Source organism: Citrobacter sp. Cpo015, assembly GCF_030333035.1.
Lineage (GTDB): Bacteria > Pseudomonadota > Gammaproteobacteria > Enterobacterales > Enterobacteriaceae > Citrobacter > Citrobacter portucalensis.
Genome location: NZ_JAOWGS010000019.1, coordinates 760,895 through 772,689, shown reverse-complemented (window position 1 = coordinate 772,689; position 11,795 = coordinate 760,895). Strand labels below are relative to the sequence as shown.

The 11,795-nt window shown below is 53.3% G+C and carries 9 protein-coding genes; 5 read left to right on the top strand and 4 right to left on the bottom strand.

Annotated features, from left to right (window positions below):
* Positions 1 to 20: 20 nt before the first annotated feature.
* A complete protein-coding gene (locus OGY67_RS03805) occupies positions 21 to 1,991 on the top strand; it encodes a TonB-dependent receptor plug domain-containing protein (RefSeq protein ID WP_286573489.1) in 1,971 nt (656 codons plus the stop codon).
* A 772-nt stretch (positions 1,992 to 2,763) separates the two neighbouring features.
* Here OGY67_RS03805 and OGY67_RS03800 read toward each other — a convergent pair.
* Positions 2,764 to 3,018 (bottom strand): GlsB/YeaQ/YmgE family stress response membrane protein, encoded by a 255-nt coding sequence (locus tag OGY67_RS03800; protein WP_048212573.1) that lies wholly within the window; start codon positions 3,016 to 3,018, stop codon positions 2,764 to 2,766.
* 201 nt (positions 3,019 to 3,219) lie between these two features.
* On the opposite strand from OGY67_RS03800, the gene ycgR reads away from it, so the two are divergent.
* Positions 3,220 to 3,954 carry a flagellar brake protein YcgR gene (ycgR, locus tag OGY67_RS03795; protein WP_048235228.1) on the top strand — a complete coding sequence of 245 codons (735 nt, stop codon included), beginning with the start codon at positions 3,220 to 3,222 and terminating at the stop codon, positions 3,952 to 3,954.
* A gap of 11 nt (positions 3,955 to 3,965) precedes the next feature.
* On the opposite strand, the gene emtA is transcribed toward ycgR, so the two are convergent.
* On the bottom strand, positions 3,966 to 4,577 hold the full coding sequence (gene emtA / locus OGY67_RS03790; protein WP_016153365.1) for a membrane-bound lytic murein transglycosylase EmtA: 612 nt from the start codon (positions 4,575 to 4,577) through the stop codon (positions 3,966 to 3,968).
* 98 nt (positions 4,578 to 4,675) lie between these two features.
* Here emtA and ldcA point away from each other — a divergent pair, with 98 nt between their 5' ends.
* Positions 4,676 to 5,590, top strand: coding sequence for a muramoyltetrapeptide carboxypeptidase (ldcA, locus tag OGY67_RS03785; protein ID WP_060682085.1), 915 nt, complete (start codon positions 4,676 to 4,678; stop codon positions 5,588 to 5,590).
* A gap of 97 nt (positions 5,591 to 5,687) precedes the next feature.
* Positions 5,688 to 7,421, top strand: coding sequence for a potassium/proton antiporter (locus tag OGY67_RS03780; RefSeq protein WP_008785011.1), 1,734 nt, complete (start codon positions 5,688 to 5,690; stop codon positions 7,419 to 7,421).
* A 104-nt stretch (positions 7,422 to 7,525) separates the two neighbouring features.
* On the opposite strand, the gene dadX is transcribed toward OGY67_RS03780, so the two are convergent.
* Both dadX and OGY67_RS03770 read right to left on the bottom strand, forming a co-directional pair.
* Positions 7,526 to 8,596: a catabolic alanine racemase DadX gene (gene dadX, locus OGY67_RS03775; protein WP_234096206.1), complete on the bottom strand. Its 1,071-nt coding sequence runs from the start codon at positions 8,594 to 8,596 to the stop codon at positions 7,526 to 7,528.
* A 12-nt stretch (positions 8,597 to 8,608) separates the two neighbouring features.
* A complete protein-coding gene (locus tag OGY67_RS03770; RefSeq protein ID WP_234692017.1) occupies positions 8,609 to 9,907 on the bottom strand; it encodes a D-amino acid dehydrogenase in 1,299 nt (432 codons plus the stop codon).
* A 322-nt stretch (positions 9,908 to 10,229) separates the two neighbouring features.
* On the opposite strand from OGY67_RS03770, the gene OGY67_RS03765 reads away from it, so the two are divergent.
* On the top strand, positions 10,230 to 11,762 hold the full coding sequence (locus OGY67_RS03765; RefSeq protein ID WP_003833557.1) for a SpoVR family protein: 1,533 nt from the start codon (positions 10,230 to 10,232) through the stop codon (positions 11,760 to 11,762).
* Positions 11,763 to 11,795 lie beyond the last annotated feature (33 nt).

Genomic DNA, 11,795 nt, shown 5'->3' with positions numbered 1-11,795 from the left:
TAATAAATGGACTAAAAATAATGAATTTCAACAAAAGTTGTCTTTACACAGCCCTGTCGTTTGCTTTCGCGCACAGTGCTTTTGCTGGGCAGGAAAGCGAAACCATGACCGTCTGGTCAAGTCCGGCCTCCGCCGCAACCACTACGGTTCTCGGCCAGGAAACGATGCAGCAACTGGATAAGCAAAACGTGGCGCAGGCACTGAGCGTTGTTCCCGGCGTCGTGCTGCAAAAGTCAGGCAACCGCAATGAACAGCAGGTGAAAGTCCGCGGTTTTGACAGCCGTCAGGTTCCCGTCTATTTTGACGGCGTGCCGGTATACATCCCCTATGATGGCAACCTCGATTTAGGCCGTTTTCTGACCTCCGATATCGCTTCGGTTGAAGTCTCCAAAGGCTACTCGTCGCTGTTACAAGGGCCGAACCAGATGGGCGGTGCCATCAATATCACCACCCAAAAGCCCACCAAACCGATTGAAGGCAGCATTGGCTATCGCCAGGGCTGGAGTCGTAGCAAAGACAATGCCCACGATATGCACGCTTCATTTGGCGCCAGCAACGATCTCGGCTACATCCAGCTCAGCGGCAGTCAGTTGAAGCAGGATTTCCTTGGCTTACCGCACGGCGTGGACAACCCTATTGCGGGCAGCAACGGCAAGATGATTAACTCCTCCGCTGATGACAAACGCGGCATCGTGAAGCTGGGCTTTACCCCACGTGGTAATGACGAATATGTGCTGACCTATATTAATCAGGACGGTGAAAAAGATAACCCGCCGTACGCTGGAACCAGCAGTCAGAAATCACGCTACTGGCAATGGCCACAGTACGATAAAGAGAGCTATTACTATCAGGGCACCACCCATCTGGGCGATCGTTTCACCCTGAAAAGCCGTCTGTATCGCGATACCTTTGAAAATACGCTGATGATGTACAACTCGCTTGCCGATCTGAAAAACAAAAAAGGCAGCTACAGTCATTATTCAGACTATAGCGATGGGGCTGGTCTGCAGCTCGCTGCGGATATGCGTGAAAACGACTTGCTCTCTTTCGCCGTGAACTGGAAGGATGATGTTCACCGCGAGAAAGGCGCACCTAATGCGTCTTACGACCGTTACGAAGACCGCACCTGGTCCGTTGCCAGCGAATACCAGTGGGCAGCAGCGGATAACGTCGATGTCGTGGCGGGAATAAGCTATGACTGGCGCGACAGTCTGGAAGGCATGAAGCACGAGAAAAATGGCAGCGTCACCCACTATGATGACAACAATCAGTCGGCCTTCAACTGGCAGATGATGACCAAATATCACTTTGAAAATTCAGACACATTAGCGCTGTCCTACTCTGACAGAACACGTTTCCCGACGTTGAAAGAGCGCTACACCACCTCGAAACCGGCCTATAACCAGGTGGCGCTGGTCAATCCGCAGCTTAAACCGGAACGCGCCCGCAGCGTGGATCTGACCTGGAATGGTTCACTTGGTAAAGACTGGGGATTCGAAGCCAGCGTCTATTACAACCGCATCAGCGATGCGATTCTTTCACACAATATTGATGCCGATACCATCCAGAATCAGAACAGCGGCCGAGTGGATTACACCGGTCTGGATGCAGGCGTTAAAGGTAAAGTCTTTGATATGCTGGATGTTGGGCTGAGCTATGGCCTGATTCATGCGGACGTCAAACGCAGCGACATCGGCAAAATAACCGATTTGCCGACGCAAACCCTCACCGCATGGATGACGCTGAAACCGTGGGATCCGCTGAGCATTACGCTGTCTGAAGAGGCCCGCTCATCGAGCTATAGCAATAGCGACGGCTCGCAGAAAGCCGCAGGTTTCGCCATTACCCATTTACGCGCCGACTACGCCATCGGTCACGGGTTTAGCGTCAACGCTTCGGTCAATAACCTGTTCGATACACAATACGTGTACAGCGAAGGATTTATCGAAGAAGGCCGTAATTACTGGGCGGGAATTGAGTATCAATTCTGATTTAACGATGCAAAGAAACGGCCCCACTCGGAGTAATGCTCTTCAGTTAACGCCTTAGTTTCAGAAAGTATCGCCGGTGTGGGTAGAAGTTTTGAATATGCACTCTCAGAAAAAGGGTTCCGTTCACCTCATGTTCATAGTTTCTCTGAAACGCCGATCCCTGTGAACGTGTAAAGGGCGTTCTCCGTCACGCCCTTTACAATCCCGACTCCCGGCGGGAAAATTGTTGCTGCGCAATACCCTCCGCTTATTCCTAAAGGCTACCGGGCCGGGCGCGAGGAAGCGTCCTTGCAAAGCGCGCCCTGAGCCAGCATCCATGCTGGCTCTCCCGGCCTTACGGAAACACGTCGGCAATTTTCAGCCGGACCAGTCCACACCTGACCATCTGTGTTTTTTGTTTAAACAGCAAAAAAGATTTAACTGGAAGTCAGTTCGCTGAAGCGATACCCCCGGTCCGGCTGAAAATCGATGAGGCGTTGACGGCTGACCGGGGCTGTCCGCAGGGATGCGGACAGAGGGGACGGCCTGCATGGACGCAGGCTCGGCCCCGACCCGACAGGCAGGCGGCATAAGACGAATGAATCGCGTAGCGACGATTTTCCCGCCGGGAGCCTGGGATGCAAGGGAGGTGGCGGCGAGCCTCCCTTGCACGTTCACGGGTGTTTGCGGTTCAGAGAAATGACACCGTTGAGGTGAACGGAACCCTGAACAAGAATCACATGTTCACCTTACATGCTTAACTGAACGGCATTACCGCTCGGGGGCCGTTCGATTAATCTCGTCGTACAAGCCGGAAGACACCCAGCACAACAATCGCGCCGACCACGGCCACCAGGAAGCTATGGAGATTAAATCCGCTGACATCGCCGCCAATACCAAACATCGTTGCCAACCATCCACCGACCACAGCACCGACAATACCGAGAATACAGGTCAGGATAAACCCACCGCCATCACGCCCCGGCATAATCAGTTTGGCGATAACCCCCGCAATCAGACCAAAAATAATCCAGGCAATAATTCCCATTTTCAGGCCCTCTTTCCAGTGAACGCACGCGCAAGACATTCCTGCGCCAGCACTTAAAGTATAGGCAAGCCATCACGACATGCTTTTATCACTCAGACTTAATTCATTGGGTTTGGTAAAAAATTTCATCCATTTGTATTAAGTTCCGTCGATTAATGCCGATAACCCAACGACAAACCAGGCATCCAGGAGTCATTAGGTGTGAGTAACTACAATGAGCAGTTCCTGAAGCAAAATCCGTTAGCGGTGTTAGGTGTACTTCGGGACTTAAAGTCGCAGCAGGTTCCACTGCGTATCTCCTGGTCAGGCGGCCAGTTCATCAGCAAAATTCTGACCGTCAGTCCCGATGAACTGATCATGGATTTTGGCAGCCAGGAATATGAAAACCAGGCCGTACAGCGGGCCAGCCAGATCTCAATTATCGCCGAAACGCAGGGAGCCAAAGTAGAATTCACCCTGCCACAGCTGAAAAAAGGTGAGTATCAGCAACTGCCGGCGTTTATCTCATCCTTGCCGCCTTCTCTGTGGTTTGTGCAGCGTCGGGAATATTTCCGCATCGGCGCTCCGCTGCATCCTCCCTATCGCTGCACGGCTAAAATGCCGGACAACAGCATTCTGCATTTTCGCTTATTCGATCTGTCTCTCGGCGGCATGGGCGGGCTGTTAGAAGTGGCAAAACCAGAGGGGTTGGCAGAAGGTATGCGCTTCTCGCAGGTTGAACTAAATATGGAGCAATGGGGGGTGTATCACGTTGACGCCCAGCTTATTTCCATTAGTGAGCGCAAGGTTATCGATGGGAAAAACGAAACGATTACCACTCCCCGCCTGAGCTTTCGTTTTCTCAACGTCGGCCCGGCGGTGGAGCGGAACTTACAGCGGATTATTTTTTCCCTTGAACGCGAGGCCCGGGAAAAGTCGAACAAGGTGCGCGATTAGCATCACCTGAATTACATCACATCCAGCGCTTGTTGAAGCTTCCAGATATAGCGCGGGGCCTGCGGCGCCGGATGATTGTCCGCAACATGTTCAATAAATTCATCCGGGCTGAGGTCGTTGATTTTATTGATCGCTTTTTTCCTGTCGGATGAGAACGTGCGTAACAGTGCGCCCGCACCGTTGGCGTACGATACTACCAGCGCGTACTGCATCACCTGCGGATCTTCAATCCCGGCCAGCGGCCCGGTTTCGAGAATACTCAGGTATGCGGCCCCCATCGAGATATTGCGCTCGGGGTTTTTCAACTCACTTGTCGACGGCTCTCCGCTCCAGCCCATGCGCCGATAAACATCGCGTCCTGAAGTTGAGGCTTTCAACTGCATCAGACCAATCGCATTGGACTTACTGACCGCATTCGGATTTCCGCCTGATTCAATGGCGATAATAGCGGTAATCAATTGTGGACTGACACCCCAGGCCGCACCGGCTTTTTCACTGATCGGCATCCATTGCATTGCGCGTTTAACCGGAACTTCAGCATTCCACGGCGGGTTTTTGTAATCCTGTTTTGAACTACAGCCCGCAAGTAATACAACCAAAAAAGCAAACCATCTCAATTTCACGTCATCTATCCTTATAGCCGGAACCTGTCGCTGAGGTGACAACGACATACCTACGCGGCATGATATACATTTGGTTTTAGTTGTAGCAAGGAAATGCCATGTCCCGGTTTCACTTAATTGCCCCATCGGGCTACTGTATCAATCAGCAGGCTGCCTTACGTGGGCTTGCGCGTCTTATTGAGGCCGGTCATCAGGTCGACAATTCAGCGGTCATTGCACGCCGCTGCCAGCGTTTTGCGGGGACAGAGGCAGAAAGGCTTGCTGATGTGAACTCGCTCGTTAATCTGAAAACCCCCGATACCATTGTGATGGCGGTACGCGGCGGCTATGGCGCGAGCCGTTTACTGGAAGATATTGACTGGCAGGGGCTGGCAGCCCGCCAGCAACAAGATCCGCTGCTGCTGTGCGGACACAGCGATTTTACGGCGATCCAGTGTGGTCTGCTGGCACAGGGGAATGTGATTAGCTTCAGCGGCCCGATGCTGGCGGCGAACTTCGGCGCCGAAGAAATGAACGCATTCACCGAGCACCATTTCTGGCAGGCTTTGCGTAATGCCCAATTTACCCTCGAATGGCAGGGTGACGGTCCACAGTGCGCAACTGAAGGTACACTGTGGGGCGGAAATCTGGCGATGATCATTTCGTTGATGGGTACACCGTGGATGCCGGCCATCAAAAACGGCATTTTGGTGCTGGAAGACATTAACGAGCATCCATTCCGTGTCGAGCGTATGCTGCTGCAGCTGTACCACGCCGGAATACTGGCCCAGCAAAACGCCATTATCCTCGGCAGTTTTAGCGGTAGCGCACCCAATGACTACGACGCTGGTTACAATCTTGATTCAGTTTGTGATTTTCTGCGCGCCAGATTGTCAGTACCGTTGATCTGCGGCCTCGATTTTGGCCATGAACAACGCACTGTCACCCTGCCTTTGGGAGCCAATGCGGTGCTGAAAAATGATAAAAACGGCACTCAGCTCACCTTAAGTGGGCATCCGGTACTAAAATCGTAAAAAAAGCGGCTAATGGGGCTAAGCAAAACGCTGTTTCTGTCGTTATTATGGTAGGGTTTATTAATACGAAACAGCGTAATTCAGGAGTAACCGAACGTTGGATGCCGCAGCAATTATTAGCCTTTTTATTTTGGGTTCCGTTCTCGTCACCTGCAGTATCTTACTCAGTTCATTCTCATCACGCCTCGGTATCCCTATCCTGGTGATATTTCTCGCTATCGGTATGTTAGCGGGCGTAGATGGTATAGGCGGCATACCTTTCGATAACTATCCATTCGCCTACATGGTGAGTAACCTGGCACTGGCAGTTATCCTGCTCGACGGCGGGATGCGCACCCAGGCCAGCTCTTTTCGCGTTGCGTTAGGCCCGGCGCTATCGTTGGCGACGGTCGGTGTGCTGATTACTTCCGGACTCACCGGCATGATGGCCGCGTGGCTGTTTCATCTGGATCTTATTGAAGGACTCCTGATTGGCGCGATTGTTGGTTCAACCGACGCCGCGGCGGTCTTTTCCCTGCTTGGCGGTAAGGGGCTTAACGAACGCGTTGGCTCTACGCTGGAAATTGAATCCGGCAGTAATGACCCGATGGCCGTGTTTTTGACCATCACGCTCATCGCCATGATCCAAAACCACGAAACCGGTTTAAGCTGGATGTTCGCGGTGCACATTATCCAGCAGTTTGGCTTAGGCATCGTTATCGGTCTGGGCGGTGGATATATGCTCCAGCAGATGATTAACCGCATTTCTCTGCCTGCCGGACTGTATCCGCTATTGGCGTTAAGCGGTGGGATCCTGATTTTTGCCCTGACCACTGCGCTGGAAGGCAGCGGTATTCTGGCGGTTTATCTGTGTGGTTTCTTGCTGGGTAATCGCCCTATTCGCAACCGGTTTGGCATTCTGCAAAACTTCGACGGTCTGGCCTGGCTGGCGCAAATCGCCATGTTCCTGGTGCTCGGACTGCTGGTTACGCCGTCCGACCTGCTGCCTATCGTGGTTCCTGCGCTGATTTTGTCTGCGTGGATGATTTTCATTGCCCGCCCACTTTCGGTTTTCGCCGGACTGCTGCCGTTTCGCGGCTTCAATCTGCGCGAACGCATTTTCATCAGTTGGGTGGGTCTGCGCGGTGCGGTACCCATCATCCTCGCCGTCTTCCCAATGATGGCGGGTCTGGAGAATGCACGCCTGTTCTTTAACGTCGCCTTCTTCGTGGTACTGATCTCGTTGCTGTTCCAGGGAACCTCTCTTTCATGGGCCGCTAAAAAAGCCAAAGTGGTGGTCCCTCCCGTCGGCTGGCCCGTGTCGCGCATTGGCCTGGATATTCATCCGGATAACCCGTGGGAGCAGTTTGTTTATCAGCTCAGCGCCGATAAGTGGTGCGTAGGAGCCGCATTGCGCGACCTGCATATGCCGGAAGAAACGCGAATAGCCGCCCTGTTTCGTGACAACGTGCTGTTTCACCCCTCCGGCAGCACACGTCTTCGCGAAGGCGACGTATTGTGTGTTATTGGCCGCGAGCGCGATCTCCCGGCTCTTGGCAAGCTGTTCAGCCAGTCGCCACCTGTGTCGTTAGACCAGCGCTTCTTCGGTGATTTTATTCTTGAAGCCAGCGCAAAATATGCCGATGTGGCGCTGATTTATGGCCTGGAAGATGGCACCGAGTATCGTGATAAGCAGCAAACGTTGGGTGAAATTGTCCAGCATCTGCTTGGTGCCGCGCCGGTCGTCGGTGACCAGGTGGAATTCGCTGGCATGATCTGGACCGTAGCCGAGAAGGAAGATAATGCAGTGCTGAAGGTCGGTGTTCGCGTTGCTGAAGATGAGGATGAGTAGAGCGGATGTTTTGCCGGGTGGCGGCTGCGCCTTACCCGGCCTACAAAATGCATTGACTCTGGAGGCCTGATAAACGCAGCAGCATCAGGCAATGCTATATAAAGTTACACCGTCACAACTGGCACGCGCAGCGCCAGAGAACACATTAACTCGTAGCCCACCGTACCTGCGGCGGCGGCCACATCGTCAATTTTAATCTCTTTGCCCCACAGTTCTACCGGCGTCCCGATCCCTGCCTGCGGGCACGGTGTCAGATCTACCGCCAACATATCCATTGAGACTGTCCCCACCGTTCCGGTACGTACACCATCCACCAGCACAGGCGTTCCGCTTGGCGCATGGCGTGGATAACCGTCTGCATAGCCGGTCGCTACAATGCCAATGCGCTGCTCGCCGCTGGCAGTGTAGCGTCCACCGTAGCCCACCCGATCGCCAGCTTTCAGCGTTTGTATGCCGATGATCTCACTGCTCAGCGTCATCACTGGCTTCAGGCCGGTGTTGGCGATGTCCTGCCATTGTCCTGAAGGCGACGCACCATACAAAATAATGCCTGGACGAACCCAGTCATAATGCGCTTCAGGGTGCCACAGCGTGGCTGCCGAATTCGACAGCGATCGTCTGCACTCCAGCCCTTCAGTTGCCTGCGCAATACGTGTCATAGCCTCCTGGATACCTTCCGGGTGCTCTGCATCGGCAAAATGGGACATCAGCGTCATTTCACCGACGTTGGGCATCGCCCGCAGCTGTTGCCAGACCGTGGGAACTCTTTCCGGTAAAAAACCAAGGCGGTTCATACCACTGTTCACCTTCAGGTAAACATCGAGCGGCGCCTTCAGGCGCGCATTCTGCAATGCTTTTAGCTGCCAGTTACTGTGTACACAGGTGGTGAGTCGATAATTGTCATATACCGTCAGGTCTTCGGCGTGGAAAAAACCCTCCAGCATGAGTATCGGGCCTTTCCATCCGCGCTCGCGTAGGGTTATCGCCTCTTCAAGATTGAGCATGGCAAAACCATCGGTTGTGCCCAGCGCATTCCAGACGCGTTCAATACCGTGTCCATACGCATTGGCTTTCACCACCGACCAGACGCGGGCGTCCGGCGCGGCCTGGCGGGTAATGGTCAGATTTTGTTTCAACGCCTGCAGGTCAATGCTGGCCAGTATCGGGCGGGTCATCTCACGTCCTTATCAGTTATGTGCGCCATGTAAGTGCCGTGGACGAGAGGGGGCAAACCCCGGACTGTAACGCGCCACGCTCAGATCGTCATAAGGTATGGCTGGCGTGCGGCCAGAAAGGATATCGCTCAGTAGCTGACCGGAGCCGCAGGCCATGGTCCAACCCAGCGTGCCGTGGCCGGTATTGAGCAGCAGATTCTTAAAGCGGGTGCGCCCCACCACCGGCGTTCCGTCCGGCGTCATCGGACGCAGTCCGGTCCAGAAGGTTGCCTGCTCCACATGACCGCCGCGCGGGAAGAGATCGCGTACGACCATTTCCAGCGTTTCACGACGAGGTTGTAGCAATTCTGTATTAAAGCCGACAATCTCCGCCATGCCGCCAACGCGAATACGATTGTCAAAGCGGGTAATAGCGATTTTATAGGTTTCATCAAGGATAGTAGAAACCGGCGCACCGTCGTCTTGCGCCACCGGAATGGTCAACGAATAGCCTTTGAGCGGATAGACCGGGATATCAACGATCCCTTTCAGCATTGCCGTGGAGTACGAACCAAACGCCATCACATAGGCATCGGCTTTAACTATCTCCTCGCCGCACTGGACGCCATAAATCTGCTCACCATCGCTCAGCAGCTTATCGACCGGGGTGTTAAAGCGAAACTTAACGCCTGCCTGCTCCGCCATCTGCGCCAGACGCTGGGTAAACAGCTGGCAGTCGCCGGTTTCATCATTCGGTAAGCGCAGACCACCGGTCAGTTTGTGCGCCACTTCTGCCAGTGCGGGTTCGACTTCCGCCAGACGGTTTGCTTCCAGCAGTTGATATGGCACGCCCGCATCTTCAAGCACGGCGATGTCGCGGGTAGCGTTCTCATACTGTTGAGCGGTACGGAAAAGTTGCAGGGTTCCGCCCTGGCGCCCTTCGTACTCGATACCGGTAGAAGCACGCAGCGCTTTCAGGCAATCACGGCTGTATTCCGCCAGTCGCACCATGCGTCCTTTATTTTCCATATAGTGGCTGGTGTCGCAGTTGCGCAGCATCTGCCACATCCATTTCAACTGGAACTGGGTTCCGTCAAGACGGACGGCCAGCGGAGCGTGGCGCTGAAACATCCACTTAATTGCTTTTAGCGGTACGCCTGGTGCCGCCCATGGTGCTGCATAACCTGGAGAGATTTGCCCCGCGTTCGCCGCACTGGTTTCCAGTGCCGGACCGGGCTCACGATCAATGACGGTGACATCGTGTCCAGCCTGACTTAAGTACCAGGCGCTGGTCACGCCAACGACACCACTTCCCAGTATGACAACTCGCATAGCCACTCCGTTAACAGTAAAAGAACAATCATCTAATTACATCTTGATAACTCAGTTGAAAATATTATTCAACATATGGCTTTTTTATGGTGACTTACCTCACATATAGCAGTGATGACTGGGGACTCTCCGCTTTGGCATCTCCTGCTGTGCGTTATTTTTATCCAGCATATAATTTTGCGGCCATGCCATTTTTCGACGCCTCGCTAACGTGAAATCGCAAAGAAAAAATTTCTGCCGCAGCACGTTTTTTAACACCATGATCTATGCTTGACATGAGGTACTCCAGACAGAGAGTGCCGCCAACAATGAGGGTGCGCGAATGGCTACGATTGATTCCATGAACAAGGACAGCACACGGTTAAGCGATGGACCCGACTGGACGTTTGATCTGCTGGATGTCTATCTGGCAGAGATAGACCGCGTGGCGAAACTCTACAGACTGGATACCTACCCGCACCAAATCGAGGTGATCACCTCCGAACAGATGATGGATGCTTATTCCAGCGTCGGGATGCCGATCAACTATCCTCACTGGTCGTTTGGTAAAAAGTTTATTGAAACCGAGCGCTTGTATAAACATGGTCAGCAGGGGCTGGCCTATGAGATTGTTATCAACTCCAATCCGTGCATCGCGTATCTGATGGAGGAGAACACCATCACCATGCAGGCGCTGGTGATGGCGCATGCCTGCTACGGACACAACTCCTTCTTCAAAAACAACTACCTGTTCCGAAGCTGGACGGATGCCAGTTCCATTGTCGATTACCTGATCTTCGCGCGAAACTATATTACCCAGTGTGAAGAGCGTTACGGCGTGGATGAAGTCGAAAAGCTGCTCGACTCCTGCCATGCGCTGATGAACTACGGCGTTGACCGTTACAAACGCCCGCAAAAAATTTCCCTACAGGAAGAGAAAGCCCGTCAGAAAAGCCGTGAAGAGTATCTGCAAAGCCAGGTGAATATGTTGTGGCGCACGCTGCCGAAGAAAGAGGAAGAGAAAACCGTGGCGGAAGCCCGGCGTTATCCCTCTGAGCCACAGGAGAACCTGCTGTACTTCATGGAGAAGAACGCCCCGCTGCTGGAGTCCTGGCAACGCGAAGTCCTGCGCATTGTACGCAAGGTCAGCCAGTATTTTTATCCGCAGAAACAGACGCAGGTGATGAACGAGGGCTGGGCCACTTTCTGGCATTACACCATCCTGAACCACCTTTATGATGAAGGTAAAGTCACCGAACGGTTTATGCTGGAGTTTCTGCATAGCCATACCAATGTGGTATTTCAGCCGCCCTACAACAGCCCGTGGTATAGCGGGATAAACCCTTATGCCCTGGGGTTTGCCATGTTCCAGGATATCAAACGTATTTGTCAGTCGCCGACCGAGGAGGACAAATACTGGTTCCCGGACATAGCGGGTTCCGACTGGCTGGAAACCCTGCATTTCGCGATGCGCGATTTCAAAGATGAGAGCTTTATCAGCCAGTTCCTGTCACCAAAGGTGATGCGTGATTTCCGTCTGTTCACCGTGCTGGATGACGATCGTCACAACTATCTGGAGATTTCAGCGATTCATAACGAGGAAGGATATCGTGAGATCCGCAACAGGTTGTCGTCGCAATACAACCTCAGCAACCTGGAGCCGAATATTCAAATCTGGAATGTCGATCTGCGTGGCGATCGTTCGCTCACCTTACGCTATATTCCGCATAACCGCGCACCGCTGGATAAAGGACGCAAAGAAGTGCTCAAGCACGTACACCGGCTTTGGGGTTTTGACGTGATGCTGGAGCAACAGAATGAAGATGGCAGCGTGGAGCTGTTGGAGCGTTGCCCGCCAAGGATGAACGGTCTGTAAATCTTATTGCCGGAGGCGGTGTAAACACCATAT